Raw genomic sequence first — 26,518 nt, 5'->3', positions numbered from 1 at the left:
TCAGTCAGGCGGCGGCGTAGTGTTCTGCGACCGCCGTCAGATCATCTGGTTTGGTGTCGCAGTGCAGATGCGCACAAGCATTTGGATACATGAGGAAAATGGACCCGTCGGAGAAAAAGTTCGACGCGGTCACGAACAGCAGGCGCGCATCTGGCTGCAACACGCAGGCTAGATCGCTGATCCCCAGCGCCGCACGGTCCTGGATGACGATATCGAGAATAATCACATCAAAGCTGGCCTCTTCGAGAGCGCCAAACGCGTCGAATTCCGTTGCGGCGATTGTGACATCGGCGCCGCTCGCCACGAGGCTCGTCTGCCACAATTCGGCCAACTTCAGGTTGCTCTGAACGATGAGAATGCGCACGATGCGTCCAATCGAAAAGGGAATGTTGCTTGGTCGAACTCAAGGTCCTTAGTACTTTTATAAATTTATTTTACAGATATGAACAAAGGGTTAACCTCACCTTCCGTGGCGTCGGCTAGACACCTTATGCGTAAACCTGGCGACAACCCGCCGATGCCGATGCCGGTTTTTTGCCGCCACTCAAGGCGCGATCTGCTTGCCCGCTGGTACCCCTCTGCTAGGTTGCGCGCAAACATCGCGCGGGAGGATATCATGCGTTTTTCGACCTTTATCGGGTCTGCCCTCATGGCAGTGGCCCTTGGTGCCCCGGTCAGAGCGCAGGATGTGCCCTGCGGTGGCAGTTTTTCGGGCTTTGTGAACGGGCTGGAGGACGAAGCCATCTCCATGGGATTTGATTCGGCCACCGTGACGCGTTTCTTCTCCGGTGTGCAGCAAAGCCCGTCGGTGCTGAAAGCCGATCAAAGGCAAGGGATCTTTCAGGATCCTTTCATCACCTTTTCCCGCAAGCTGATCTCGCAAAGCCGTCTCGACAAGGGGCGGCAACTGGCAGGCCGCTACTCTGATGTGTTTGCCCGGATCCAGCAGGACTATGGCATCGCACCGGGCGTGCTGCTGGCCTTTTGGGCGTTCGAAACCGATTACGGCGCGTTCCAGGGGGATTTCAACACACTCAACGCGCTGGTGACCCTGTCACACGATTGCCGCCGACCAGAACTGTTCCGGCCGCAGATTTTTGCCGCGCTGCAGCTTTTCGAGAACGGTGACTTCAACCCGTCGACCACCACGGGCGCATGGGCGGGCGAAATCGGGCAGGTGCAGATGCTGCCCAAGGATATCCTTGAAAACGGTGTGGACGGCGACGGCGACGGACATGTGACGCTTAAAACCTCCGCCGCCGATGCGCTGCTGTCCGGGGCCAAGATGCTGTCGCATCTGGGGTGGCGTCCGAATGAGCCGTGGCTGCAAGAGATCGAGCTGCCCGATGACCTGAACTGGTACGACACCGGCCTGCATGACACCAAAACCGTGGCCGAGTGGGAGCAGCTTGGCGTGCGCGGGCGCAACGGCCCGCTGGACGACGCGCGGCTTGATGCGTCGATCATCATTCCGCAGGGAAGCGGTGGCCCGGCCTTCATCGCCTATCCGAACTTTCGGGTATATTTCGAATGGAATCAAAGCTTTACCTACGTTCTGACCGCCGCCTACTTTGGCACTCGGCTGGAGGGCGCGCCGGTCTACGACGCGGGCAACCCCGAACCGGGCCTTTCCGGGGCACAGATGAAGTCGCTGCAAACCAAGCTTCAGGCGCGCGGTTACGATGTGGGGGAAGTGGACGGTATCCTTGGCTCCGGCACGCGCGATGCGGTGCGCGAAGTGCAGCGCGAACTGGGTCTGCCCGCAGATGCGTGGCCAACGGCAGATCTGCTGAACCGTCTCTAAGGACGCTTGCCAATCCAGCAGGGCGTTCCTCAGGCAATTGCCATTCAGGAATGCCCTGCGCGCTGCTTGACGCGGCGCCGTCCTGGCACCGCCCGCCTTTGATCTGGCGGGCGGTGGGGCGGTCAGGAAATGATCTCGAACTTCACCACGTCGACCATGCCGCGATCGGTGATCTTCAGCGCGGGAATCACAGGCAGGGCGAGGAACGCCAACTGCAAGAACGGCTCCTCCAGCGTAACGCCCAGAGAGGTTGCCGCGGCCCGCAGCTGTTCCAGCGCATCCCGAACCGCCTCGAACGGTTCCAATGACATAAGGCCCGCCACAGGCAGCGCCAGCTCTGCCAGCACTGCGCCGTCCTTGACCACGACAAAGCCGCCTTCGATATCCGACAGCCGGTTGGCGGCGACGGCCATATCATCGTAGGACGCACCGACGCAGGCGATGTTGTGATGGTCGTGGCAGACGGTGGAGGCAATGGCCCCCGCCTTCAGGCCAAACCCCTTCACGAACCCCGTGGCGATGTTGCCGTTCTTTCCATGCCGTTCGACCACGGCAATGCGGATCAGGTCTCGCGCCGGATCGGGTCGCTTGTCGCCATCCGCGATCTCGATGTCCTCGTGCAGATGATCGGTCAGGATCTGCCCCTCGCGGATGCCAATCACATCGGTTTCGACCTTGTTGCCGCGATGGCCAAAATCCGTGGCGCTGACGGTCGGGGCCTTCACCGACTGGCGGCCCACGGGCGGAACAATCTGGCGCGCGGCAAAGGCCGCGTCCGTCACCACCACGCCGCCTGCCATGACCATCTGCGCATCGCAGGCCTCAAGACTGCGCAGGGCCACGATATCGGCCCGCTTTCCCGGTGCGATCTGGCCGCGATCCTTCAGGCCAAAGGCCTCGGCGGCGGACAGCGACGCGGCGCGATAGGCGGCCAGGGGCGGCGTGCCCAGCCGGATCAGCTCCCGGATCATGTAGTCGAGATGCCCGTGTTCGCCGATGTCCAGCGGGTTGCGGTCATCGGTGCACAGGCACATGTAGGGCGCTGTGCGCTCGCTCAGCAGCGGTTGCAAGGCGTGCAAGTCCTTGGACACCGACCCTTCGCGGATCAGCACACGCATCCCCTTGCGCAGCTTTTCCAACGCCTCTTCGGCGCTGGTCGCCTCGTGCTCCGTGCGGATACCGGCGGAGATATAGGCGTTCAGATCCTTGCCCGTCAGCAGCGGGCAATGGCCGTCAATGTGCCCGCCCTCGAACAAGGCCAGCTTTTCCATGCAGCCGGTGTCGCGAAAGATCACGCCGGGGTAATTCATGAACTCCGCCAGTCCAAGGCCGGAGGCATGCCCCTTGAGCGCAGCGATTTCAGGCGCGTGCAGCTCCGCCCCGGCGGTTTCCATGTGGGTAGAGGGCACGCAGGAAGACAGCTGGACCTTGATATCCATCAGAGTGTGTTCGCTGGCCTGCTGGAAATAGCGAATGCCGTCGGAGCCGATCACATTGGCGATCTCATGCGGGTCGCAAATGGCCGTGGTGACGCCGCGCGGACCGACGCAGCGGTCGAACTCGAAGGGTGTGACCAGCGAGGATTCGATATGCAGATGCGTGTCGATAAAGCCGGGCACAAGGATCAGGCCGGTGACGTCGATCACTTCGGCGGCGTCGTAGGTGTCCATGATGCCGACGATGGTGTCGCCGCAGATGGCAATGTCGCCGTCCAGCAGCTCGCCGGTCATCAGGTCAAAGATCTTGCCACCGCGCAGCACCTTGTCCGCCGGGGCGTCGCCCTTGCCTTGTGCGATGCGTGTTTCCAATGTGCTCATGAGGTCCGCTCCGATGGTTTTGCCAAGAACCTACAGGATGGCCGCGCAGGGAAAAGACCTCAGCGCGGGGTTTCTGTATTCAATGCGACCGACGCAGGGCGTCCCGACCCGCGTGGTGGCGGCCTGTCAATGTGTGATGTTCGGGTCGATGGGCGCGGTCGAAAGCGCCAGCGCCTGTTCGATGCGGCGTGCGATCTGCAACAGGCGTGCTTCGCCGCGCGGGGGGCCGATCAGTTGCAGGCCGACGGGCAGGCCACTTGGGGTGAAGCCCACAGGCAGGCTCAGCGCGGGCAGGCCGGTGAGCGTGGCCAGAAAGGCAAAGCCCAGCCAGTCGAGGTAATCCCTGGCCGGGTGGCCCGCGATCTCGGTGGGATACTCGATCTCGACTGGCAAAGGCGCAAGGCCGGTGACCGGGCAGGCCAGCACGTCATGCGTGGCAAAGAGATCCATCATCGAGGCGTAGCAGCGGGCGCGGGTGATATTGGCCTGCGCAATGTCGTCCACCGTCAGCGTGCCACCTTGGGCGATATTGGCGGCAAGCGTCGGTTTGAAGTGGTCAGAGACCCGCTTTGGCGTGACCTGCGCCTTGGTCCACATGCTCACGCCCCGCAGCGTCCTAAAGGCATGTTCAAGACCGGGGAGCTTTGGCCGATGCTTCGTCACGGTGAGATCGGAGGCCTGCACACGGGTCAGTGCCCCGCTGAGAACATCGCGGATTTCTGCGGTGACCGGCAGCTGGCCGAGGTCTTCAGAGAACGCAACGCGCACAGGGCCTGCGTCTTTCTGGCAGGCGTCGAGGAACCCGCCGCCGGGGTAGGACAGCGGGTCCAGCGGGTCAAAGCCCGTCATGGCGTCGAGAAACAGGGCCACGTCGGACACGCTGCGCGCCATCGGCCCCTCCACCCCGAAGGGATCAAAGCTGTCCGCACCCCCGCCAGAGGCCACGCGGCCCGGTGTCGGGCGCAGGCCCACGACACCGCAGTAGCTGGCAGGCGTGCGCAGCGAGCCGCCAAAGTCAGAGCCATGGCTGAGCCAGACTTCTCCCACCGCCAGCCCGGCCGCCGACCCACCGGAGGACCCGCCCGCGTTCATCCGGGTGTCCCACGGGTTGCGGGTCGCGCCAAAGACGGCGTTGAACGTGTTGGCGCCTGCGCCCATTTCCGGCGTGTTGGTCTTGCCCATGACGATGGCGCCACGTGCTTCCAGACGGGTGACGAGGGAATCGGAGCGTTCCGGGACATGATCGGCAAAGGCGGTGCTGCCCCAGGTGGTGCGGACCCCGGCGACGGGCGTCAGGTCCTTTATCCCGATGGGCAGACCGGCGAGCGGGCTGGTTTCATCCAGCCGTTGCGCAGCTGTGTTGGCGCGCTCCGGGCAGGGGGTGACCATGGCGTTGATCGCAGGCGAGGTCTCTTTTATCCGCGTCAGACTGGCAGCGACCAGTTCACTGGCGGAGACTTCCCCGGCGCGCAGCGCCTTGACCGCGTCGCAGGCGCTCAGGCCACAAAGGTCGGGGCCGGTGAAGGCAGGCTTAGCGCGCGTCATTCGGACCTGCGCAGAACATTTCATACAAAAGGCCGATCACGCGAGAGGTGTTCTCGTTTGCGAGGCTGTAGAAGATGGTCTTGCCCTCGCGGCGGGTCTTGACCAGACCTTCCTCGCGCAGGCGTGCCAACATCTGGCTGACGGCGGCCTGTCGGATGCCCAGCAGGGTTTCCAGCTCGCCCACGGATTTCTCGCTGCTGCCGAGATGGCAGAGAATCATCAGCCGCCCTTCGTGGGCCAGCGTCTTCAGGAACGCGGCGGCATTTTGGGCATTGGTTTCCATTTCTTCCGGCGGGGCCGGGGGCGCTTTGGTGTCCATGTCTCGATCTCGCTGCCTCACGCAATTGTCATATTATACAGCTTGTCATCACGGAAGGCGAGAACGGCTGAGGTCAGTGCCATGAGGGTGGAACTTGGAACGCGGTCGCGAACACGTGGTCATGTAGGTGGCTGGTTTCGGCGTGTCACCCCTCGTTCGGGATGATTTTTGCAGGCGCACAGAAAGCGGGGCGATCTTTTACGAGGAAAGGATTTGCTTTTCACGGGTCAGAAACAGCCCAAGCGCCACGAAAATCAGCGCCAGAGACACCAGAAACGGCGCACCGGGGAAGGGATCGCGGCCCGGCGCGGTGTAGGCGGCGAAGACCGATGTCATGATCAACGGCGACACCACAGAGGCCAGCGCCGCGGTCGAGGACAAGACCCCTTGCAACGCGCCTTGGCGGTCGGGGGTCAGCGAGCGGCTCATCATGCCTTGCATCGCGGGGCCGAGGGTGCCGCCCATGGCGGCCACGGGCGTCAGCGCCAGCACGGTCATGCCGTTGTCGATGAAGGGGATCAGCGCAAAGGCCGTCCCGGCACACAGCAGCCCGAACACGGCTGTGCCACCTTCGCCGAACCAGCGCAGCAGCAGGCGGATGATGCCCGCCTGTACCGCCGCGTAGGACAGGCCGAAAATGCCCAGGGAAATGCCGATGATGCTCGCGCTCCAGCCGAAACGAGCGTGACCGAAGAACGACCAGACCGCCGGATAGACGGCAAAGGCCACATGGTAGAGGAACATGATCGACATGCCGCGTGTGATACCGGGCATTCTGGACAGGGCCTTGAACGCGCCAAAGGGGTTGGCTTCGCGCAAGTTGAAGGGGCGGCGGTTCTCCTGCTTGTGGGTCTCGGGGAAGGCGGCCAGCCCCAGCAGCGTGTTTGCGGCGGCCAAGGCCCCGGCCAGCCAGAACGGCGCGCGGGTGCCGAATTCGCCCAGCAGGCCCCCGATGGTGGGACCAAGGACAAAGCCAAGACCAAAGGCCGCGCCGATCAGCCCGAAGCTTTGCGTGCGTTTGTCAGGCGGCGACAGGTCCGCCATGGCCGCGAAGGCCGTGGAATGGGTGGCAGCGGCAAAGCCCCCGATGATGCGCGCGATCAGCAGCACCGTCAGGTCGTTGGTCATCGCCATGACCACATAGTCCACCACCATCAGTCCCAGCGTCGCCAGCAGGATGCGTCTGCGCCCCACCGCGTCCGACAGGGCGCCCAGGAAGGGGGCGAACAGAAACTGCATCATGGCATAGGCCGTGGCCAGCACGCCGCCCCAGACCGCCGCGCCCGACAGGCCGCGATGGGACACCTCCGAGATCAGGTCCGGCATCACCGGCAGGATCAGCCCGATCCCCATGGCGTCGATGGCCACGGTCACAAGCAGGAAGACGACCGGCAATTGCAGTTTCGGCAGGGCCATATGTCAGCCGAGGTCCGTGGACGCTTTGGCGAAGGCGCGCGCCTCGTCCGGCGCGGTGCCAAGCGTGTTTCTGGCATCGAACAAGCTGCCGGGCAGCTCCGGGTAGGCGGTCAGAGCCAGCTCCGCCAGCGGCTTTCCGGTGGTGCGCGCCTGCGTGCAAAGTTCTTTGACTGCGGCCTGAGCCTTGGGGCGGGACATCTGGTCGGTCAGCGCAAAGGTCAGCGCCTCTGCCAGCAACAGGCCGCCGGTGCTGTCCAGCGTGTCCTGCATGGCTTGCTGGTTCGGCGACAGCGTTTCGGCCAGATCTTGCGCGTGAGTCATGGCGGCGGAGCAGGCAAGGATCAGCTGCGGCAGCACCAGCCATTCGGTGAACCACGCCGCCCCGTCGCGCTGTTGGCGGTGCAGGCTGGCGCCTTCGAGCGTGCTGTGCAGGCCCTGGGCATGGCGGGCGAGGGCCACGCAGGCCGAAGGCTGAACCGGGTTTTGCTTTTGCGGCATGGTGGAGGAGCCGCCGGAGCCACCCAGTGTGACCTCTGAGATCCCCGATTGCGTGGCGAGGATCAGATCCTCGCCCATTTTGCCCGCCGCCAGCGCGCACCGGGTGAACCATGCCGCGATGTTCAGCACAGGGGAGCGGTCCGCATGCCAGCTGTGGCCAGGATCGGTCAGGTTGAGTTTCTCCGCCAGATCGGCGCGCAGTTGAGCCGGATTGTCCCCCAGCGCAGAACCGGTTCCGGCCGCGCCGGACAGCGAGACATAGAGGTTTCCGCGCACGGCGTCTGCCCCCTTGGCCAGCGACAGCAGCGGCCAGCCCCATTGCGCCACCTGCGCCCCGAAGGATGTGGGCGTCGCGTGCTGCCCGTAGGTGCGCGCAGCCATGGGGGTTTCGGCGTGGGCCACTGCCAGTTTGCCAAGCGCCGTGACCGTGGCGGTCAGACGCGCGGCCTGTTGTGTCAGCGCCTGACGCAGCCGCAGCATCAGCGCGGTGTCCTGAATGTCCTGCGAGGTCGCGCCCCAGTGCAGGTAGGCGGCGTGCTCCGGCGCTTGCATCGCTTCGCGGAAGGCGGCGACCAGCGCGGGCGTGGTCACGCCGTTCTGCGCCGTGGCTTTGGCCAGCCCAACCGGATCGATCTGACATTCGAGACTGGCGCGGTGGATCGCGGCGGCGGCGGTTTCGGGGATGACGCCATGCGCGCCCTGAACTTGTGCCAGCGTGCCTTCGACCAGCATCATGGCGCGCACCTCGGCGCTGTCTGAGAACAGGCGGGCGGTGTCCCCGGTGGGAAACAGGCCGCTGAGGTGGATGCTGTCAAAGGGCGTTGCGGGCATATGTCAAAGTCCGTCTAGGTCGTGGGTCTGGCGCGCGATCTCATCAAGACGCGCGGCCAGCCGATCAGGCATGGAAAAGAAGGGCGAATGCGAGCTGTGCAGGTCGCTCACATCCTGTGGATCAAAGCGGTCTGCCATCACACGTTGAAAGGCGGGCGGAATGGCCCCGTCCTCGGTGCAGATGATGTAACTCTTTGGCAGGCTTTGCGATTGCTCGGTCAGCGCGATGGCAGTGTTGGAGGCGGCGGTGCTTTCGGGACACAGGTTCGCCACGGCGAACAGAACCGTCTCTGCCGGGCAATCGTGGTAAAAGGCATGGGTGCCCCCGGAGGTGTCGAAGGTGAAGCTGCGCTTGGTCCCCGAGGGGCGGATCAGTGGCACGAGCGGCTGTTCGTCCGCCTGCATCCGCATCTGGGACAGGCTGTGATCGGGCCAGGGCGTGTAGGCGCACAGATACACGAGGCGGCGAATATTGTCAGCTGACAATTCTGCGGCCTGCGTGATGGAATAGCCGCCCATGGAATGGCCGACGAGGATCGTGGGCTGGTCCAGATGCTCGACGATGCGCTGGCCGTAATCGCGCAGGCTGACCTGTTCGATGTCGGCGGGATCGTCGCCGTGACCTGGCATATCGATGGCAACCGCTTCGTGCCCCAAAGCCTGCAGGGCCGGGATCACATCGCGCCAGCACCATGCGCCGTGCGATGCGCCGTGGACCAGTAGGAAACGGGCCATTACGCGCCTTGTGCCTTGAGGAAGTCGCTGAGAACGCGGCCGTATTCCTCTGGGTTTTCGACGCAGGGCAGATGTCCTGCGCCACGGATCAGGTGCTTTTGCACGCCGGGGATCAGGTCGGCGGTCTCGAACACCAGATCGGGCGGGGTGGAGCCGTCCTCAGATCCTGCGATGGCCAGCGTCGGCAGGCGCAAGCCACTGGTAGAGCTCATGAAATCCGTGCCGGCGATGGCTGCGGCACAGCCGGTCCAGCCCGCGACGGGGGTGCGCAGGAACATCTGCTGCCAGCCGGGGAATTCTTCGGTCTGCTGGAAGGGCTGAGAGAACCAGCGGTCCATCGTGGGGTCGAGGATAAAGCCCAGCCCGTTTTCATTCACGGCCGCAATGCGGTCGGCCCACATATCGCGGGTGCCGATCTTTGCCCCGGTGTTGGACAGAACCATGGCGCGCACAAGGTCGAGCCGCTTGGCTGCCAGACCCTGGGCGATCATGCCGCCAATGGACAGGCCGACGAAGACCGCGTTTTTCATTCCCACATGGTCCATCAGCCGTTCGGTGTCGGTGATGAGCGCACCCATGGAGTAGGGGGCGTCGGGCACTTCGGACAGACCGTGGCCGCGCTTGTCAAAACGCAGGATGCGCAGACCCTCGGGCAGCAGGGGCAGGATCTTGTCCCAGAGCCGGAAATCCGTCCCGAGGGAATTGGCGAAGACGACGGGCATCCCGTCCTCGGGGCCGGTCAGCGCGTAATGCAGGCGAATATCGCCGATCTGTGCCATCTGCATGTATGGTCCTCCGGGTTTGCGTGCTGTGTAGCGGCTGTGCCCGCTGGAAGGAAGAGGATGGTTTGGGGTGGCTGTCGGTCGGGCGCTGTCAGGGGCGGAGGAAGCGGGTGGCGCTGGCAGTGGGGCGTGGCGCTGGCCTGCGGCCTCCCCCGGAGGTGTTGCGAAGCAAAGAAGCTGAGAAAGGTGGTTCGGTCCGTTTGGCCGAGGGGGAGATTTGGCAAGGCGCGCGCCTGTTGCCTTTTGACCCACGTCGGCAGGCCAGGAAGCCGTTTGCCTCTTCGCGGCGGGCAAGAGGCTCGTTCAACTCGTGGAAGCCATCATTCGCGCCGAGTGTGACCGGGACGACCATCGGGAAGACACATTCCGCGACGGGGCGGCGGCGAGACCGAACCGAGAGCCCCTGAAACCAAAAGGCCCCGCCGGGGTGGCGGGGCCTTTGTGTTGCGGGCGGTTCGCTTACGCGATCGCGACCAGCTCGATGTCGAAGGTCAGGTCCTTGCCGGCCAGCGGGTGGTTGGCGTCGAGCGTGACGGTTTCCTCGGAGACCTCTTGCACGGTGACGGGCATCACCTCACCGGTCTGGGTCTGAACCTGCAGTTGCAGGCCGACTTCGAGCGGGATGTCGTCGGGAATGTCGGCGCGCGGCACGGCCTGAAGCGCCTGCGGATCAGGCTGGCCGTAGGCTTCGTCCGCCGGGATCTCGACCTTTTTCTGGTCGCCGACGGTCATGCCGGTCAGCGCCTTGTCGAGGCCGGGAATGATCTGGCCGGAGCCGACTTCGAATTCCAGCGGATCGCGCCCGCGCGAGCTGTCGAACTCGGAGCCGTCCTGAAGGGTGCCGGTGTAATGAAGGCGCACGGTGTCGCCGGATTTTACCTGCGTCATGGGGTATCCTGTAGTCTTTGGGGAAGGGTTTGAGAGGCCGGTGCATCGCCCGGGTGCTCTGTCGATCCCCACAAAGATAGGGCTTGCTGTGCCAAATTGCAAACCGGGTGGCCATTTCCAAGCGGATCAGCTTAGGGTTTCGGTGAATTTTTTGCAGCAACAGGGGAGTTGTGCGGTGGCCAAGGTTTGCATTTTCGACGCCTACGGGACGTTGTTCGACGTGGCAGCAGCGGCCCGGGTTGCGGCGGAGGAGCCGGGGCGCGGGGCGCTGGCAGAGGTCTGGCCGCAGATCGCGGCGGATTGGCGGGCAAAGCAACTGGAGTATTCGTGGCTGCGCGCGATCACCGGGGATTATGTGACCTTTTGGCAGGTGACGCAGGATGGTCTGGACTGGGCGATGGCACGCGCGGGTCTGGACGACCTTGAACTGCGTGAGCGCCTGCTGGCACTTTATTGGGAACTGCCCGCGTTCAAGGAAGCGCCTTTTGTGCTGGCGCGGTTGCAGGCGGCTGGGGTGCGGTCCGCGATCCTGTCGAATGGCAACAAGGACATGCTGGAGGGCGCGGTGGACTCCTCGGGCCTTGGGAGCTTTCTCGAAGAGGTGATCTCGGTCGAGAGTGCGGGCATCTTCAAGCCGGCGCGAGCGGTCTATGACCTTGTCGGCGCGCGCATGGGCTGTGCGGTGAGCGATGTGCTGTTCGTGTCGTCCAATGGCTGGGATGTGGCGGGCGCGGCGGCCTATGGGTTCGAGACAGCTTGGGTGAACCGCGCGGGCGCGCCGGTGGACAGGCTGATGGCGGAGCCTGCGCATATTTTGAGCGATCTGAACACGATAGAGGACCTGGTGTGATGGTGACTTTCAAGACTTCGGACGGGGTGGACCTGTATTACACGGATGAGGGCGAAGGGGTGCCGGTGCTGTGTCTTGCCGGGCTGACGCGCGACGGGCGGGATTTCGATTTCGTCGCGCCGCATCTTCTGGATATGGGCGTGCGCCTGATCCGTATGGATTATCGTGGACGCGGGCGATCCGGCTGGGCGCCTTGGGAAACCTATCAGATCCCGGTGGAGGGGCGCGATGCGGTGGAGTTGCTCGATCATCTGGGGTTGGAGAAGGCGGCGGTTCTGGGCACATCGCGGGGTGGGCTGATCGCCATGGGCCTGGCGTTCGGCGCAAAGGACCGCCTGATGGGTGTGGCGCTGAACGACGTGGGCCCGGTGATTGCGGACGCAGGTCTGGACGTGATCAAGGGATATCTGGGCAAGGTGCCTGCGATGAAGACGCTGGACGAGGTGGCGGCGCGGCGCAAACAAGTGATGACGGGCTTTGATCTGCCGGACGCGCGTTGGCGCGCGGAGGCAGAGCGGCTGTTTGTGGAAACCGAGGACGGTCTGGCGCTGACCTATGATCCCAAGCTGCGCGATGCGGTCTTGGGCGGCGGGGCGCAGCCGGTGCCGGATCTTTGGCCATTCTACGACGCCTTGGTGGATTTGCCGTTGTGCGTGATCCGGGGGGCGAATTCCGACCTTCTGTCACCGGAGACCTACGCCGAGATGCTGCGACGCAGGCCCGACGCGGTGACAACCGAGGTGCCGGGGCGCGGGCATATCCCGTTCCTCGATGAGGCGGAGAGCCTCGCCGCGCTGCGCCGCTGGCTTGAGATGGTTTAGCGGCCTGTCGAAAGCGTCGAGGGGCGAGGAGTTTTTGCTTTGAGGCGTGCGAACGCAGGTGCAGACCGTTTTTTCAGGCAGCCCCTTGTCGTGCTTCGGGCTGACGCCGACAGGGCGCTGCCCCGCCTGAGACAGGGGCGGGGCGATCCGGGGGAGATGGCGATTCACCATGTGCTGCGCGGTTTTGTCGTTCTGCGTGTCCGTCGGCTTGTGTCGTCAGGACGCCTTGAATACCCACCTGTGCCGGTCTTCCATCAGAGAAGGCCCTTTGAAAAACCGCATCGCGCCAGCGTCGGGCGCTTTGTCGTAAAGCTTGGCTTCGGGGGCGGTCGCCAAGACGTGGGTCCCGGTCCGACGTCTCTTGCCCCGAAGTCCATTTCCGCGTTGGGGTTGCGGTGATTGAGGCGGATCAAACGGTCTCAAACCGGCAATGCGCTGCCGGGTGGTGAGGGACGGCAGTCAGCCAGACGCCGCAGCGTGCTTCGGCTTCTTTGCTGTCCAGATACTCCGGGGCGAGTGCCGAAGGGACGGGGCAGCGCCCCCATGCCGTCAGTCGAGATTGAACACCCGGCTGGGGTGCAGTTCACCCGCTTTGTAGCGGCCGACTGCGAGCGGCTTGCCATCCAGGCTGGCCCAGCATTCGTCGCCGTATTCGACGTTCGACGCGATGACCATGCCGGGATTGCCGTTTTTCAGACGTGTGGCGCCCTCATGCGTGGCGCGCAGTTCCGGCAGATCGGTGAGACCCAGTTCGAGGGGCTTGATGAAGGCGTCTAGGTCCGGGGTGCGGGCGAGCGCGTCGACCTGTTCGATGGTGATGGCATCGTCGAGCGTGAAGGGGCCGGACCACAGGCGGCGCAGGGTCAGAACGTGGCCATGACAGCCCAGCGTGTTGCCAAGGTCGCGCGCGATGGAGCGAACATAGCCGCCCTTGCCACAGGTCATTTCCAGCACCGCGGTGTCCGCATTGGGGCGATCAATGAGCAGGAGTTCGTCCACATAGAGCGGACGGGCGGCGATATCCATTGCCTCGCCATCGCGGGCACGCTTGTAGGCGCGTTCGCCGTCGATCTTGACCGCCGAGAACTGCGGCGGCACCTGTTGGATGTCGCCGACGAAGCCATGCAGCGCTTCCTTGATCTCGTCATCGGAGGGACGCTTGTCGCTCTCCGCGATGATCTCGCCCTCTGTGTCGTCGGTGTTGGTGGCTTGCCCCCAGCGTACCACAAAGCTGTAGGCTTTGAGCGCGTCGGTGATGTAGGGCACGGTCTTTGTCGCCTCGCCCAAAGCCACGGCAAGCAGGCCGGTGGCTTCCGGATCGAGGGTGCCTGCGTGGCCAGCTTTCTTCGCCTCAAGCGACCAGCGGACTTTGTTCACCACGGCAGTCGAGGTCATGCCTGCGGGTTTGTCGACGATCAACCAGCCGGAAATATCGCGGCCCTTGCGCTTGCGTGCCATGTCTTGCCTCTCGGGTGATGGAGGCGCGGGAGGTAGCAAGGGCGCGCTGGGCTGTCAATCGGCGGCGGCGGCCTTGGTTGTTTCGGGCGGATCGAAGCGCAGAATGTCGGCCCGTCGCGTGAGGAAGAGCGCGCCCGCCACGGCCCAGAGGTTCGCGGCCACGAAGGCGGCGACAATGCCGGGGAAGCCCGCGATGGTTGCGCCGAGCCATGCCAGCGGAACGTAGACCACGGCGATGCGGGACGCGGAGAGCCCCATGGACCAGAGCGCCTTGTCGCGTGCATTCATCGCCGCGTTGGCCGTGACGAGAATGCCGTAGCCAAAGAAGCTCAGCCCGCCCCATCGCAGGTAGGTGGTGGCGTGGTCCGCCGCGGCGCTGCCGTCGGTCATCACCTTGGCAAGCCACGGCGCGCCGAAGAAGAGGGCAGCGGCAAGGACCGCGCCGTAGGTCAGGCAGGTGAGGAAGGTCAGCCTGACCGCGCCTTGGGCGCGGTCGATGCGGTCTGCGCCCCAGGCCTGACCCACCACGGGGCCAATTCCGGCGGACAGCGCCAGCATCGGCACCATCAGCAGCGATTGCACGCGTGTGGCTGCGCCAAAGCCCGCGACCTGCGCATCGCCCAGCGTTGCGGCAGCGGAGGTTACAAGCGAGAGGCCCAGCGGGTTGATGGCGTTGGAGGCGGCGGCGGGGCCGCCGATGCGCGCGATCTTGGTCAGGCTGGCGCGCAGGCCCGTCAGGCAGCCTGGCGTCAGGGACAAACGTCCGCTGCGCAGGGAAAACAGCATCAGCCCAACGAACCCCAGCGCGCGGGCGATGAAGGTGCCGATGGCCGCGCCTTCGGTGTCGAGGGCAGGCACCAGCCACCAGCCGAAGATGAACACCGGGGTAACGGCGATGTTGATGATGGCTTGCAGCACCATGACGGTGGCGGAGATATGGCTTTCACCGCCCGCGCGGAACACGGCATTCAGCCCCATGCCTGCCACAAGGAAGGGGAAGCTGGCGCACCACCACGGGATGTAGGCCAGAACCTTGTCCTCGACCTCTCCGGTGGCGCCCATGAGGCCGTAGATCAACGGCGCGGTGAGCCAGAAGGCCAAGGCCACCAGCAGCCCGAGAGCGGTGGCAAAGATCAGCGCGTGCAGGCCGAGGCGCGCGGCGGTGGCATCGTCGTCGCCGTCACGGCCAAGCGCTTGACTGACCACTGCGGAGGTGCCCGCGCTAAGGCCGATGCTGAGCGAGGTCAACGCCACCGTCACGGGGTAGATGAAGCCCACGGCGGTCAGGTCGGCCTGCCCCGCGCGGGCGAGAAACGCCGCGTCGGCAAGCCCCACGGAAAGGGTGCCAAGGATGCCGATGCTCATCGGCGCGGAGACGCGCCAGAGCGCGCGGGCCACGGGGCCCTTGTTCAGGTTGCGATCTGCCATGAGGCCGGAAATGTAGCGCATGGACGCGAAGGCAAGGCTGTTTCCGAAGGGGAGCTGTGCGCCCCTGCACGCAGTCTAGGTCAGCACCTGCATCAAAGCGTCGAGCGCGAGGCGAATCGGCGGGTCGTGGCGTGCCTCGTGGTGGGACACGAGCCACTCGTCATGGGTCAGCGCGTCGATGACCGGAGACAGGCGGATGAGGCGCGGCTCTGTCGCGGCGGTGAAGTCCGGCAGCACCATGCGGCCAAGCCCCGCGAGGGTCAGATCGAGGCAGAGGCGCGGGTCGGTGGCGGTGGTCGCGATGGCGTCACCGTGGTGTGCATGCACCCATGCCTGTGAGGGCGGCAAGGGCTCGCCGGGGAGCGTCACGAAGCCGCTTGGCGCGTCGGGCAGGCCGTAGACCGCGTAGCTCACGCGGCGGGTGCGCTGTCGAGCGAGCCAGGGGTGATCCGGCGGGCGGTTGCGGATGCCGATGTCGGCCTCGCGGCGGGCGAGGTCAAGGCGGGTGTTGGAGGGGATGAACTCGGGCAGCCAGGTCGGGGTTGGCTGCGGGGGGAGGCGTTGCGCGAGACAGCGCGCCGTCCAGACCCCGGCGGTTATACGCACCCGGCGCGGTCCCGGTGTGCTGTCGAGATGGCGGCAGAGCCTACGTTGCAAAGTGGTCAGCCCGGCGGTTTCGGTGGCGAGGGCGCGGCCCTCGGCGGAGAGGGCGTACCCCGCCTTGCCGCGCAGGAACAGGCTGCGGCCTGTCTGTGCCTCGAGCCGGGTCATGCGCCGCGAGGCGGTGGGCAGCGGAACACCGGCCTCCCGCGCGGCGGCGGTGAGGTTGCCGTGCTCTGCCACGCGTTGGAACAGCGCCAGATCGTCAAGGCTCGGGGTTTCATTCATGAAAGTAGCGTTGCGCAAAGCGCGGCTATTTTCAACAGATGTCGGGTGTCAGCCTGTGGAATATGGCCCTTTGGCTTTCATAGGTGAAAACAATGCATCCGTTCCCCATCCTCAAAACCGTTTCCGATCAACCCGCCGGACCGGAGGCTGCGCACTTCGCGCGGCGGGTCGCAAGCCGTCGCAAATGGGCGCGGCGGCGGCGGCGATTGCAGGTTTTGGCAGGGGCGAAGCGGTTGTGTCGCTTGACGGGTCAGAGCAAAAGGGTCATGCCCATGCCGCCGTAATACAGCCGCGAGCGGTCCGCGTCCGTCCAGAAGCCCGGCCAGAGCGCGCCCATGGCATCGTGACGCCAGACCTGAATGCCGCAGTCGGCGGGCACGCTGTCGAAATCCGGCTCGTCACGGGTTTTCAGGCGCCCTGTCAGCCCCATGAAGCCATTGGTGAGAACCGTAAGGATCAGCGCCTCTTCGGGCAACATGGGCAGGCTGCGCCACCCCGTCGGGACGGGACAATCGGGAACGGTGTACCAGTCGCCGGAAAGAAAAAGTCTGCCTGGATCGTCCCGTCGAAAGCCAAGGCTGAACGCGCCCTGATTTTCCACGATGAAGGTGGTGTAGCCGCCTTTGTCCGTGCGCATGACATCCGGGCGCAGGATGCGGTCCTGGGTGGTAAGAAGGGGGGAGGCGTTGGGCGTAAAGGCCCCGACGCCAAGCGCGTCGGAGACTGAAACCACCGACGCGAGGCCCGCAGGCAGGCCGGGAGGATCAAGTCGGGGCGGCACTGGAAGATCAGCCCGTCCCGCCCAGGTCAGGACCAGTCGCAGCGCATCCTCGATGCTTTTCACCAACACGCCGAACTCTCCCAGGCTATGGGGCGCGAGTCAGCCTCGCGTCCCGGCGAAACGTTGCTGCCAATCCGCGCGTTCGTCATCCGTTATCTTACGGAAGGTCACGTCCGGCACCGTGAAAGCGTGTCCGGCGGGCAACAGTTCCAGCGCGGCGGGCACATCCGTGGGCCAGCTGTCGTCATCGGTCTGCATCGCCTTGAGCAGATCGGCGCAGGCGTCGGGGATAAAGGGCGCGGAAATCACCGAGTAGAGACGGATCAGGTTCAGGGCGAGGCGGATCTGCATCGCGGCCTGTTCCGGGTCGGTCTTGAAGGTGGTCCAGGGCGCGACCTCCTGCAGGTATTCGTTGCCCAGCACCCAGGCACCGCGCAACGCAGCGGCGGCCTTGCGGATCTCGATCGCCTCCATGTGGTGTTCGTATTCGCGGATCTTGGCGGTCATGTCTGCGATCAGCGTGGCTTCGGCCGCGCCGGGGGTGCCGCCCTCGGGCACCGCTTCGGAGAACTTGGAACGGCAGAATTTCGTCACGCGGGAGGCAAAGTTGCCCAGCACGTCGGCCAGATCCTTGTTCACGCCAGACTGGAAGCTTTCCCATGTGAATTCCGCGTCCGAGGTTTCGGGCACATGGGACAGCAGCCACCAGCGCCAGTAGTCGGCGGGAAGGATCTCCAGCGCCTGATCCATGAAGACGCCGCGCCCGCGCGAGGTGGAGAACTGACCGCCGTCATAGTTCAGGTAGTTGAAGGATTTGATGTAATCCACCAGCTTCCACGGTTCGCCCGAGCCAAGGATCGTGACCGGGAAGGACAGGGTGTGGAAGGGGACGTTGTCCTTGCCCATGAACTGGGTGTAGCGGACGTCGTCGGCGCCTTTGTCCGTGCGCCACCAGCGTTCCCAGTCGGTGCCTTTTCCGGCGTCGACCCATTCCTGACCACAGGCGATGTACTCGATGGGGGCGTCGAACCAGACGTAGAACACCTTGCCTTCCATGCCGGGCCAGGGTGCGTCGCCCTTTTGCACCGGCACGCCCCAGTCGAGGTCGCGGGTGATGCCCCGGTCCTGCAGGCCGTCGCCGTCATTGAGCCATTTCTTGGCAATTGAGGTGGTCAGAACGGGCCAGTCGACGCGGGTGTCGATCCACTCTTCGATCTGGTCCTTCATCTGGCTTTGGGCGAGGTAGAGGTGCTTTGTCTCGCGCATTTCCAGATCGGTGGAGCCGGAGATGGTGGAGTGCGGGTTGATCAGATCCACCGGGTCAAGCTGCTTGGTGCAGTTGTCACACTGATCGCCGCGCGCGCTGTCAAAGCCGCAGTTGGGGCAGGTGCCCTCGATGTAGCGGTCGGGCAGGTAGCGCCCGTCGGTCTTGGAATACATCTGTGTTTCAGAGACTTCGTGGATCAGGCCCTGTTCGTCGAGCACCTTTGCGAAGTGCTGGGTCAGGGTCTTGTTGGCCTCTGACGAGGACCGGCCGAAGTGGTCGAATGACAGGCGGAAGCCTTCGGCGATCTTGGACTGCACCTCGTGCATCTCGGCGCAGTAGTCGGCGACGGGTTTGCCTGCCTTGGTGGCGGCGAGTTCGGCGGGCGTGCCGTGTTCGTCGGTGGCGCAGAGGTACAGAACTTCGTGCCCGCGGGCGCGCAGATAGCGGGCGTACAGGTCGGCGGGCAGTTGGGAGCCGACGAGGTTGCCCAAGTGCTTGATGCCGTTGATGTAGGGAATCGCGGATGTGATCAGGTGGCGGGCCATGGGATGTCCTCGGCAGAAATTCGGGCGCAGGTTTGGTGCAGGGAATAGCCGAGGCGGCGCGGCGTTGCCAGTGGGTAGCTCGGGATTAATCCCGAGCTGCGCGGGCACTTGACCTTTTGGCGCGGTGGATACCCCATCTACGAGGTGGTCGCAGGCTGTGACACTGCGTGCCTTGCCCGACCGCGGGGAGGGCATGCGGCGTGCCTTGTTCTAGGCCTTGCCGAGCCGTACGGGCGCGGGTTGCCCCGGCGGCGCCTGCTGGGGGGTCGGCGTCCACGCGGTTGCCTTTGTGCCGGTCCAGTGCCATGTGCTGGGCGGCAACATGCGGGCGCGCAACCGTTCCAGGCGCCATCCGGGGCGTGTCTCCATGTGGGCCGGATCGCAGCGCCAGCGGGTTTCGATCCCCGGTGCGCCGCCGTCGCCCGGCGTCAAAAGCAATCCCAACGGGATGTGTGGGCCGCTGGTCGCCCCTGTTTCGGCAGCCAGATGCAGACGGCGGACCGGTGTCATGCCCGGAGGCTCCGCCACTTCTGTGACGACAACCGGCGCGCCGCCATCTTTCAAGGCCTCTTCCATGGCCCACAACCCGTCGCGCCGCTGCTCTGGCGTTACGAACAGCACCCGGCCCGGTGGCAGGAAGGCCGCAACGGCAGGGGCGCAGAGCATCGTCCGGTCACGGTCGGCGGTGATCCAGATCAACGGCCCGTCGCGCCCTTGCAAGGCCCGTGCGGCGACTTGCAACGCCAGTGTACGCCGCGCCGCGCCGCAGATTTCATGCACGCGGGAAAGGACAAAGTCGATCCCCTCCACCAAGGACAGACTGGGCGGGGAGCGATGAGATCCACGGGTGAGGAGGGCGCTGGTTTTCATGCGATTCAGCCTAGCATGTTCACGAAGTGTTCTCAATTGCGCTGTAGGGGTCGGAGGCACGAAAGCTGTGGTGGTTGCGGGGAGGTGACGATGGGCGTCCTGTTTGACGTGTTGGCCGGAGGGGTGTGGACGCAAGCAATGCTGCACGTCCTGTGGCATGTCGTGCAACTTGGTCTGTCTGCTTTTGACAGGGTTAAGATGGATGCTGACATGACGGCGACCGTGGGGCTGATGCCTTTGGCGGGCAGTCGCTTCCTTGAACTTGCCGAGCCCTCGGGTCATTGTGTGCCAAACGCATGCAAACCGCAGGACATTCGATATGAAAATGAATCCGCTGGGCCGCACAGGTCTGATGGTCTCGGAACTGTGCCTTGGCACGATGACCTGGAGCAACCAAACCCCGGCGGAGGACGCCTTTGCCCAGATAGAACGCAGCTTCGACGCTGGGATCAACTTCATGGACACCGCCGAGATGTACCCGGTGAACCCCGTGGCGGCAGAGACCATGGGCAACACCGAAAAGGTCATTGGCGATTGGTTCGAAAAGACCGGGCGGCGCAAGGATTGGATCCTGGCCACGAAGCATTCCGGCGAAGGCAGCCATGCGCGTGACGGTGCGCCGATCTCGTCGAAGACCATTCGCCAGACGGTAGAGGAAAGCCTGAAGCGACTGAAAACCGACTACATCGACTTGTATCAGTTTCATTGGCCAAACCGTGGCAGTTATATGTTCCGCAAGAACTGGTCCTACGATCCATCCCAATCCGGCTGGACCAAACAGCAGGTCATCGAGGATATGGAAGATTGCCTTGGCGCGCTGCAGGCCGAGGTGGAGCGTGGCACGATCCGTGCGTTTGGCCTGTCGAACGAAAGCGCCTGGGGCACACAGATGTGGCTCGATGCGGCAAAGCGCGTGAACGGGCCGCGGGTGGCCTCGATCCAGAACGAATATTCGCTGATGTGCCGCCTCGCGGACACCGATCTGGCGGAGCTGATGGTTTATGAAGACGTGGCGCTGCTGCCGTTTTCGCCGCTGGCCGCGGGCTTCCTGACCGGCAAGTATCAGGGTGGCGCAGTGCCGGAAGGGTCGCGGATGTCACTGAACGACACCATGGGCGGTCGCAAGACGCCGCGCGCCTTCGAAGCGGCGGAGGCTTATCTGAAGGTGGCCGCAGATTTCGGGCTCGATCCGGTGCAAATGGCATTGGCATGGTCGGCACAGCGGCCTTTCGTGGCGTCCTCGATCTTTGGCGCAACGACAGTCGCGCAGCTGGAACACTTGCTGCCCGCTGCCGATTTGGCATTGTCGGAGGAGGTGCTGACGGCGTTGGACGAGGCGCACAAGGCGTATCCCATGCCGTATTGATGCGGCTGAGGGCGGGTCTTCGGCCCCGCCCTCAGGCCGAGGCGCGACCGGCGCGGGGCATCGGCATGGCGATTGGGCGTGGCCCGGTCAGGATGGCCTGCGCCTCAGGCCCCATCAACGCGCAAAGCGCGGCATCGTGGCTGAAAAGCCCGCCGGTGTAGGTGCCGTATGCAGGCAGGATCAGTCGCTGTGCATCCATCAGGAAGCAGGGCCGAGACAGAGCGGTTCCGCGCAGGCGCACGCGCGCTTTGGGATGGTAGTGGCCGGAGACTTCACCCCGCGGTGCGGCTGCCGCAATGTGGCGGAAGGTCAACGGGCCGCGCGTCAGATCTGCAAGATGCGCGCCGCCCAGAGCCACGGGGCCGGGATCGTGGTTGCCTTCGATCCATGTCCAGCGCCGGCCGGCTTGCAGGCGTGTGAGCCAGAGCAGGTCGTCCTCGGGCAGGCACTGGTCCAGGCCCGGAGCATCGAAACTGTCACCAAGACACAGCACCTCTGTCGCACCGGTCCACACCAGATCGGCGTTCAACCGGTCGAGGGTGGCGCGGGTCTCATAGGGGGGGAGTTGCGCGCCGCCCACCGCGGACAGCCGTGCGGACTTCCCCAGATGCAGGTCGGAGACAATCAACAAATCCGCGTCAGCCCAGTACAGGCCGCCGGAGGGCAGGGCCGTCAAGGCTTCCCCGGAGAAGGTGAATTCGTGGGTGTTCATGCTTTGTTTTTGACAGCCTCGCTGGGAAAGAGCAAGCCCGGAGGCCTCTGGAAAATGTGAGGCAAATGCGAGCGACTAACCGTTCGATGGGCTGTTCAAGTTGCCGTAGATACGGCCGGACATTCGATGTGTCGCGCAGGCGACAAGGGAATCTTCATGTTTTCAGTCCAGTCTCAAATGCATCAATTCACTCAAGCGCCTGAAAAAATGGCGTGGCCTGACATGATCAACGAAAGGGGAGAACATGCTCGGCTACAAGGTGGGCCGGTGACAACTTTTGACACGGTGGAGCTTGCCTTTGAGCTTAGTCCAGTTGCGATGCTTCTGGTCAACTCAAATGGGAAAATCTGCCTGACAAATCGCGAATTGGACAAGCTGTTCGGCTACGATGATGGCGCATTGATCGGTCGGCTCATAGAGACGCTGATTCCCGAGGGGATGCGTGAAGAGCATGTTGTGCTGCGCGATGCATTTGCCGTGTTGCCTGCCAAACGCCGCATGGGTGTGGACCGTGTCATAAACGGGCTGACTGCCACAAAGACCGTCTTGCCCATTGAATTGGGGTTGGAGCCGGTTTGCCTCGAAGATGAGGCCATGGTGATCGTCACGGCGCTGGATTTGCGGGCGCGCATGGCGGGCAAGGCGCGCATTGGCGCTATTCTGGACGCGGCGTCCTGCGCGATGTTGGTTGTGAACGGCGAGGGGCGCATCGAGTTCGTCAACCGCGCGGTCACGGAATTGTTGGGGTACACACCGCAGGAACTGCTGGGGGAAACGGTCGAGATGCTGGTGCCGCCACATCTGCATTCTGCGCATCAGGTGTACCGCCGAAGTTTCGCCAGCCTTGCCGATCAGCGCGCCATGGCGCCCGGGCGGACTGTTTGCGGTTGGCATCGCGATGGCTACGAGGTGCCGGTGGAGGGGAGCCTGAACCAGATCGAGGTCGATGGCGCGCGCAGCGTTGTGGTCACGCTGGTCGATCTGTCCGAACGCATTGCCACCGAAAAGTTGATGGCAGAACGGGCGCGGGAGCTGGAGCGGCTGAATGCCGATCTGGAGCAGTTCAATCGCTGCGTCAGTCACGACCTGAAGGCGCCGCTGTCGTCGATCGCCGGACTGCTCAGCCTGTGCCGCGAGGATCTGGTGGATGGCAGTTTCGATGATCTGGACAGCACGCTGACCCGCGCGCAGGCCATTGCAGAACGCAGCATAGGCGATATCGAAGAACTGTTGCGCGTGGCCCTGACCGCAGAGCGGGGCATCCAGAGCGCTCAGGTGGAGGTCGCGGCGCTGGTGACGCAGCTTTGGGAGGATCTGGGCGGCAGGCCGGAGGAATTGACGCTGACGCTGGCGCATACGGTCCCTTTCGACACCGAGGTCGCCACATTCCGCAGCATCCTGCGCAACCTTTTGTCCAACGCCCTACGCTATCGCGATCCCAGCAAGCCTGCCTTGCAGGTTGAGGTAAGTGCATGGCAGGACAACACATTTGTAGATTTCCTCGTGACCGACAATGGCCTTGGTATTCCGGAGGATTTCCTTCCCGAGGTCTTCGGATTGTTTAAACGACTGGGCGATCAGGGAGGATCCGGCATCGGGCTGAACCTGGTGCAACGCAATGTAGAGCGACTGGGCGGTGAGATCACTGTGACCAGCGTGTTGGGCGAAGGCGCGACGTTCAAGGTCCGCCTCCCCGTCGTAAGAGAGCAAGCAACATGATGCAGGCGTATATTGTCGATGACCGCGAGGTGGATCGCTACACAGCGCGGCGTCGCCTGTCCAAGTGCGGTCGATTTTCCGCTGTGCACGAGGCTGAAGATGGGCGAGCCTTTCTGGAGAAGCTGTTCAAGGACGTCTACCCGGTGGGTGAAAAGGGGCCGCTGGTCCTGATGGATATTTCCATGCCTTACATGGACGGGTTCGAGACGGTTGACGCGTTGCGGGCGCGCATGATCAAGCTGGGGTGGCCCGACAACGTTGTGGTGGTCATGGTTTCGTCTTCGAGTGCAGCCAATGACAAGGCGCGGGCGGCTGATATGCCATTGGTTCAGGGCTACTTTGAGAAACCGATCCGCAGTGGCGATGTGGACCAGATGCTGCGGTTGATGGATGGCTGCCCTTTACCCGGTTGAAGCAGGCGTGGGCCGCGCGGTGAGATCCACGGCGGCCAGGCCGCTTTCGTTCAGCAGGCGCGTGACTTCTTCTTCGAGCAAGCGTTCCTCGGCGGTGCCTTTGACCGGCACGCGACCGGGTTCGAGGAACAGCGGTGCCGCCAGCGGGGTCACGCGGTCCAGCCGGACATGGTCGATGCGGTCGCCGACGCGTTCACACATGTCTCGGATGCGGGAAAAGTCGACCAGCCCGCGCATGGCCTCTTCGCGGGTGATCTGCATCAGCAGGTGGTCAGGGTCATAGCGCAGCAGCGTGTCGTACAGGATGTCCGACGACATGGTCGCCTGCCGCCCAGTCTTGCGCTGGCCGCCCAGCTGGCGCTCGATCAGCCCGGAGATGGTGGCAGAGGCGCGAAAGGTGCGTTTCATCACGGCATTCCCCGCCAGCCACCCGTCCAGCCCATCCTCCAGCGCTTCGGCGTCAAACAGGGGGCGGGGGTCGACAACGGCGTCCAGCCCCCAGATCAGGACGGCGTAATCGGTGGCCACAAAGCCCATGGGGGCAAGGCCCATCTCCTCCATCCGTTTGGTCAGGAGCAGGCCGAGCGTCTGCATCGCGTTGCGCCCGGCAAAGCCATAGGCCACAAATTGCTCGCGCCCGTCATGGGGGAAGCTTTCCACCAACAGCCGCCCCGGTTGGGGTAGTCGGGAGCGGTCGCGTTGCAGGCGCAGCCAGTCGGCGGTGTGGCGCGGCAGCTGCGGCCAGTCCTCTTGCTGAAACAGATGCAGGATACGGTCGGACAGTTGCGTCGATGTGGCGAATTTCGTGCCCATGAAGGTGGCGATCTTGGGCTTTTTATGCGCGTCGCGGCTGACTTCGACGGTGAGTTCGCGCAATCCTTCGTAGCGCACGATCTGACCGCCGATCAGGAAGGTGTCGCCCTTGGTCAGCGAGGCGGCAAAGCCTTCTTCGATCTCGCCCAAGGGGGCACCGCCACGACCGCGCCAACGGACCTTCAACGTGTCGGTGTCCTGGATCGTGCCGACGTTTTGCCGGATGCGGACGGCGGAGCGCGGGTCACGCAGCTGCCACATCCCGTCCTCGCGCTGCTTCAGGCGCTGCCATTGGTCATAGGCCCGCAGGGCGTAGCCGCCGGTCGCGCAGAAATTCAGGCAGGCGTCAAAGGCATCGCGCGTCAGCCCGTGATAGGGGCCGGCGGCGGCCATCTCCGCATACAGATCGTCCGCGTCGAAGGGACCGGAGGCAGCCGCGATCAGGATATGCTGACACAGCACGTCACGCGGGCCGGGGCCACGTGGCTCACCATCCAGATCATGCGCCTTCACCGCCTCCAGCGCGGCCACGCATTCGACGATTTCAAAGCGGTTGGCGGGCACCAGCAGCGCCTTGGACGGCGCGTTGTAGCGGTGGTTGGCGCGCCCGATCCGCTGCACCAGCCGTTTGACGTTCTTCGGGGCACCCACCTGGATCACCAGGTCCACGTCACCCCAATCGATCCCCAGATCGAGCGAGCCGGTGCAGACGATGGCGCGCAATTGCCCGGCGACCATGGCAGCCTCGACCTTTTCACGCTGGCCACGATCGAGCGAGCCGTGGTGGATGCCGATGGGAAGGCTGTCCTCATTTGCCAGCCAGAGGTTGTGAAAGAAGATCTCGGCCTGTGCGCGCGTGTTGTGGAAGATCAGCGTCGTCCTGTGCTGTTTCACCTGCTCCAGCACCGCCGGGATGGCATAGGCCGCGCCGCCGCCTGACCACGGCGGGGCAACATCCGTTTGCAGCATGGAGATGTCGGGATCAGGGCCGGGGTCGGCCATCAGGATTTCGGTCGGGGTCTCGCCGTGGGACATGAGCCGTGCGATGGCTTGGGGGTCTTCGACCGTGGCGGACAGGCCGACGCGGCGCAGATCGGGCGCGAGCGTTTGCAACCGGGCAAGTGCCAGCATCAGCTGATCGCCGCGTTTGCTTTCGGACAGGGCATGAATCTCGTCGATGATGACGCGCTCGACACCGTGAAAGGTGCGGGCCGCATCCTCGTAACTGGTGAGCAGGGCGAGCGATTCCGGTGTGGTCAGCAGGATGTTCGGCGGGTCGGCGCGCTGGCGGCGTTTGCGCGAGGAGGGGGTGTCACCGGTGCGGTCTTCGACGCGGATCGGCAGGCCTGCCTCCTCGATGGGAATCAGCAGATTGCGCCGGATGTCCGCCGCCAACGCCTTGAGCGGCGAAATATAAAGCGTGTGAAGTCCTTGGCGCGGAGCCTCTGTCAATTCGGCCAGCGTGGGGAGAAAACCGGCCAGCGTCTTGCCGCCGCCAGTTGGTGCGATCAGCAGCAATTGGGCCGCGCGGGACCGGTCGAGCATGTCGCGTTGGTGCGGGTGCACGGACCAGCCGCGCCCGTCGAACCACTCCTGCAAGGCTTTGGGTAATTCTGTCATGGCGGATAGATAGGCGCGTGCGCAGGAAAAGCGACAGCTGGTTTCGCGTCATGCGCCCACAGCGGAAAGCCGACGGGTCGATCCTGACGGAAGGGGATCGCCTCAAGCCGGCGGGTCAGGCGGACTTGAGCGACGCGGTGTGCTGGGCCGCCGCCGTTTTGGAGGGCGTAGGAGGTCGCGGCAATGTGGTGCTGGTGACCGATGGGACTTATACCTGCGGCGGCAGCCCTTGCCAGCGTGCCAACCGACTGTTGCAGGTCGCGGCGAGGATTGCATTTGGCAGCGTGAATGCGCAGCGCGGGTTAAACGGTTCATCTGGCGTGGGCGGGGCC

23 protein-coding genes are annotated in these 26,518 nt (G+C 64.3%); 6 read left to right on the top strand and 17 right to left on the bottom strand.

Annotated elements, in window-relative coordinates:
- Window positions 1-4 precede the first annotated feature (4 nt).
- Entirely contained in the window at window positions 5-364 is a 360-nt protein-coding gene (locus tag J4E08_RS16040) for a response regulator (protein WP_183967753.1), read from the bottom strand.
- 252 nt (window positions 365-616) lie between these two features.
- On the opposite strand from J4E08_RS16040, the gene J4E08_RS16035 reads away from it, so the two are divergent.
- Entirely contained in the window at window positions 617-1,804 is a 1,188-nt protein-coding gene (locus tag J4E08_RS16035) for a lytic murein transglycosylase (RefSeq protein ID WP_349539371.1), read from the top strand.
- A gap of 122 nt (window positions 1,805-1,926) precedes the next feature.
- Here the strand turns inward: J4E08_RS16035 and ade are convergent, their stop codons facing one another.
- From ade to J4E08_RS15995, 8 genes are all read right to left on the bottom strand, one after another.
- Window positions 1,927-3,621, bottom strand: a complete 1,695-nt coding sequence (ade, locus tag J4E08_RS16030) for an adenine deaminase (protein WP_349539370.1) — start codon at window positions 3,619-3,621, stop codon at window positions 1,927-1,929.
- Between the two features lie 126 nt (window positions 3,622-3,747).
- Window positions 3,748-5,166: an amidase gene (locus J4E08_RS16025; RefSeq protein ID WP_349539369.1), complete on the bottom strand. Its 1,419-nt coding sequence runs from the start codon at window positions 5,164-5,166 to the stop codon at window positions 3,748-3,750.
- The gene (locus J4E08_RS16020) at window positions 5,153-5,485 is read right to left on the bottom strand and encodes a metalloregulator ArsR/SmtB family transcription factor (RefSeq protein ID WP_349539368.1); all 333 of its coding nucleotides are present in this window, start codon (window positions 5,483-5,485) and stop codon (window positions 5,153-5,155) included. Before J4E08_RS16020 ends, J4E08_RS16025 begins: the two co-directional genes overlap by 14 nt.
- 198 nt (window positions 5,486-5,683) lie before the next feature.
- Window positions 5,684-6,901 carry a TCR/Tet family MFS transporter gene (locus J4E08_RS16015; protein ID WP_349539367.1) on the bottom strand — a complete coding sequence of 406 codons (1,218 nt, stop codon included), beginning with the start codon at window positions 6,899-6,901 and terminating at the stop codon, window positions 5,684-5,686.
- A gap of 3 nt (window positions 6,902-6,904) precedes the next feature.
- Complete coding sequence (locus J4E08_RS16010) at window positions 6,905-8,230, bottom strand: lyase family protein (RefSeq protein ID WP_349539366.1); 1,326 nt, start codon at window positions 8,228-8,230, stop codon at window positions 6,905-6,907.
- A gap of 3 nt (window positions 8,231-8,233) precedes the next feature.
- On the bottom strand, window positions 8,234-8,965 hold the full coding sequence (locus J4E08_RS16005; RefSeq protein WP_349539365.1) for an alpha/beta fold hydrolase: 732 nt from the start codon (window positions 8,963-8,965) through the stop codon (window positions 8,234-8,236).
- Complete coding sequence (pcaD, locus tag J4E08_RS16000; RefSeq protein ID WP_349539364.1) at window positions 8,965-9,750, bottom strand: 3-oxoadipate enol-lactonase; 786 nt, start codon at window positions 9,748-9,750, stop codon at window positions 8,965-8,967. The genes J4E08_RS16005 and pcaD overlap by 1 nt, the downstream gene beginning before the upstream one ends.
- A 456-nt stretch (window positions 9,751-10,206) precedes the next feature.
- Complete coding sequence (locus J4E08_RS15995) at window positions 10,207-10,635, bottom strand: FKBP-type peptidyl-prolyl cis-trans isomerase (RefSeq protein WP_349539363.1); 429 nt, start codon at window positions 10,633-10,635, stop codon at window positions 10,207-10,209.
- A 175-nt stretch (window positions 10,636-10,810) separates the two neighbouring features.
- On the opposite strand from J4E08_RS15995, the gene J4E08_RS15990 reads away from it, so the two are divergent.
- Complete coding sequence (locus J4E08_RS15990) at window positions 10,811-11,485, top strand: haloacid dehalogenase type II (protein WP_349539362.1); 675 nt, start codon at window positions 10,811-10,813, stop codon at window positions 11,483-11,485.
- A complete protein-coding gene (locus tag J4E08_RS15985) occupies window positions 11,485-12,306 on the top strand; it encodes an alpha/beta fold hydrolase (RefSeq protein WP_349539361.1) in 822 nt (273 codons plus the stop codon). Before J4E08_RS15990 ends, J4E08_RS15985 begins: the two co-directional genes overlap by 1 nt.
- A gap of 549 nt (window positions 12,307-12,855) precedes the next feature.
- Here the strand turns inward: J4E08_RS15985 and truB are convergent.
- The 6 genes from truB to J4E08_RS15955 form a co-directional block, all read right to left on the bottom strand.
- Window positions 12,856-13,764, bottom strand: coding sequence for a tRNA pseudouridine(55) synthase TruB (gene truB / locus J4E08_RS15980; RefSeq protein WP_349539360.1), 909 nt, complete (start codon window positions 13,762-13,764; stop codon window positions 12,856-12,858).
- Window positions 13,765-13,818: 54 nt separating this feature from the next.
- Complete coding sequence (locus J4E08_RS15975) at window positions 13,819-15,213, bottom strand: MATE family efflux transporter (RefSeq protein ID WP_349539359.1); 1,395 nt, start codon at window positions 15,211-15,213, stop codon at window positions 13,819-13,821.
- A 54-nt stretch (window positions 15,214-15,267) separates the two neighbouring features.
- On the bottom strand, window positions 15,268-16,098 hold the full coding sequence (locus tag J4E08_RS15970) for a LysR family transcriptional regulator (protein ID WP_349539358.1): 831 nt from the start codon (window positions 16,096-16,098) through the stop codon (window positions 15,268-15,270).
- 232 nt (window positions 16,099-16,330) lie between these two features.
- Window positions 16,331-16,930 (bottom strand): hypothetical protein, encoded by a 600-nt coding sequence (locus J4E08_RS15965; RefSeq protein WP_349539357.1) that lies wholly within the window; start codon window positions 16,928-16,930, stop codon window positions 16,331-16,333.
- Between the two features lie 30 nt (window positions 16,931-16,960).
- On the bottom strand, window positions 16,961-18,673 hold the full coding sequence (gene metG, locus J4E08_RS15960; protein ID WP_349539356.1) for a methionine--tRNA ligase: 1,713 nt from the start codon (window positions 18,671-18,673) through the stop codon (window positions 16,961-16,963).
- A 210-nt stretch (window positions 18,674-18,883) separates the two neighbouring features.
- A complete protein-coding gene (locus tag J4E08_RS15955) occupies window positions 18,884-19,543 on the bottom strand; it encodes an ImuA family protein (RefSeq protein ID WP_349539355.1) in 660 nt (219 codons plus the stop codon).
- A 319-nt stretch (window positions 19,544-19,862) separates the two neighbouring features.
- On the opposite strand from J4E08_RS15955, the gene J4E08_RS15950 reads away from it, so the two are divergent.
- On the top strand, window positions 19,863-20,909 hold the full coding sequence (locus J4E08_RS15950; RefSeq protein ID WP_349539354.1) for an aldo/keto reductase: 1,047 nt from the start codon (window positions 19,863-19,865) through the stop codon (window positions 20,907-20,909).
- A 31-nt stretch (window positions 20,910-20,940) separates the two neighbouring features.
- Here J4E08_RS15950 and pdeM read toward each other — a convergent pair whose 3' ends face one another.
- The gene (gene pdeM, locus J4E08_RS15945) at window positions 20,941-21,621 is read right to left on the bottom strand and encodes a ligase-associated DNA damage response endonuclease PdeM (RefSeq protein WP_349539353.1); all 681 of its coding nucleotides are present in this window, start codon (window positions 21,619-21,621) and stop codon (window positions 20,941-20,943) included.
- 267 nt (window positions 21,622-21,888) lie between these two features.
- Here pdeM and J4E08_RS15940 point away from each other — a divergent pair, with 267 nt between their 5' ends.
- The gene (locus tag J4E08_RS15940) at window positions 21,889-23,340 is read left to right on the top strand and encodes a sensor histidine kinase (RefSeq protein ID WP_349539352.1); all 1,452 of its coding nucleotides are present in this window, start codon (window positions 21,889-21,891) and stop codon (window positions 23,338-23,340) included.
- On the top strand, window positions 23,337-23,753 hold the full coding sequence (locus J4E08_RS15935; RefSeq protein WP_349539351.1) for a response regulator: 417 nt from the start codon (window positions 23,337-23,339) through the stop codon (window positions 23,751-23,753). The genes J4E08_RS15940 and J4E08_RS15935 overlap by 4 nt, the downstream gene beginning before the upstream one ends.
- On the opposite strand, the gene J4E08_RS15930 is transcribed toward J4E08_RS15935, so the two are convergent.
- Window positions 23,742-26,186 carry a ligase-associated DNA damage response DEXH box helicase gene (locus J4E08_RS15930; protein WP_349539350.1) on the bottom strand — a complete coding sequence of 815 codons (2,445 nt, stop codon included), beginning with the start codon at window positions 26,184-26,186 and terminating at the stop codon, window positions 23,742-23,744. The genes J4E08_RS15935 and J4E08_RS15930 overlap by 12 nt on opposite strands.
- Between the last annotated feature and the right edge of the window lie 332 nt (window positions 26,187-26,518).

Origin of the sequence: Sagittula sp. NFXS13 (genome assembly GCF_040148795.1) — a bacterium.
Lineage (GTDB): Bacteria > Pseudomonadota > Alphaproteobacteria > Rhodobacterales > Rhodobacteraceae > Sagittula > Sagittula marina.
This window is presented reverse-complemented; position numbering and strand designations above follow the sequence as displayed.

What these genes read in the sequence shown, in the direction of transcription:
- J4E08_RS16035 (WP_349539371.1), top strand. Translation starts at nt 617, where the DNA reads ATGCGTTTTTCGACCTTTATCGGGTCTGCCCTCATGGCAGTGGCCCTT.
- ade (WP_349539370.1), bottom strand. Translation starts at nt 3,621, where the DNA reads ATGAGCACATTGGAAACACGCATCGCACAAGGCAAGGGCGACGCCCCG.
- J4E08_RS16025 (WP_349539369.1), bottom strand. Translation starts at nt 5,166, where the DNA reads ATGACGCGCGCTAAGCCTGCCTTCACCGGCCCCGACCTTTGTGGCCTG.
- J4E08_RS16020 (WP_349539368.1), bottom strand. Translation starts at nt 5,485, where the DNA reads ATGGACACCAAAGCGCCCCCGGCCCCGCCGGAAGAAATGGAAACCAAT.
- J4E08_RS16015 (WP_349539367.1), bottom strand. Translation starts at nt 6,901, where the DNA reads ATGGCCCTGCCGAAACTGCAATTGCCGGTCGTCTTCCTGCTTGTGACC.
- J4E08_RS16010 (WP_349539366.1), bottom strand. Translation starts at nt 8,230, where the DNA reads ATGCCCGCAACGCCCTTTGACAGCATCCACCTCAGCGGCCTGTTTCCC.
- J4E08_RS16005 (WP_349539365.1), bottom strand. Translation starts at nt 8,965, where the DNA reads ATGGCCCGTTTCCTACTGGTCCACGGCGCATCGCACGGCGCATGGTGC.
- pcaD (WP_349539364.1), bottom strand. Translation starts at nt 9,750, where the DNA reads ATGCAGATGGCACAGATCGGCGATATTCGCCTGCATTACGCGCTGACC.
- J4E08_RS15995 (WP_349539363.1), bottom strand. Translation starts at nt 10,635, where the DNA reads ATGACGCAGGTAAAATCCGGCGACACCGTGCGCCTTCATTACACCGGC.
- J4E08_RS15985 (WP_349539361.1), top strand. Translation starts at nt 11,485, where the DNA reads ATGGTGACTTTCAAGACTTCGGACGGGGTGGACCTGTATTACACGGAT.
- truB (WP_349539360.1), bottom strand. Translation starts at nt 13,764, where the DNA reads ATGGCACGCAAGCGCAAGGGCCGCGATATTTCCGGCTGGTTGATCGTC.
- J4E08_RS15975 (WP_349539359.1), bottom strand. Translation starts at nt 15,213, where the DNA reads ATGCGCTACATTTCCGGCCTCATGGCAGATCGCAACCTGAACAAGGGC.
- metG (WP_349539356.1), bottom strand. Translation starts at nt 18,673, where the DNA reads ATGGCCCGCCACCTGATCACATCCGCGATTCCCTACATCAACGGCATC.
- J4E08_RS15955 (WP_349539355.1), bottom strand. Translation starts at nt 19,543, where the DNA reads ATGAAAACCAGCGCCCTCCTCACCCGTGGATCTCATCGCTCCCCGCCC.
- J4E08_RS15950 (WP_349539354.1), top strand. Translation starts at nt 19,863, where the DNA reads ATGAAAATGAATCCGCTGGGCCGCACAGGTCTGATGGTCTCGGAACTG.
- pdeM (WP_349539353.1), bottom strand. Translation starts at nt 21,621, where the DNA reads ATGAACACCCACGAATTCACCTTCTCCGGGGAAGCCTTGACGGCCCTG.
- J4E08_RS15935 (WP_349539351.1), top strand. Translation starts at nt 23,337, where the DNA reads ATGATGCAGGCGTATATTGTCGATGACCGCGAGGTGGATCGCTACACA.
- J4E08_RS15930 (WP_349539350.1), bottom strand. Translation starts at nt 26,186, where the DNA reads ATGACAGAATTACCCAAAGCCTTGCAGGAGTGGTTCGACGGGCGCGGC.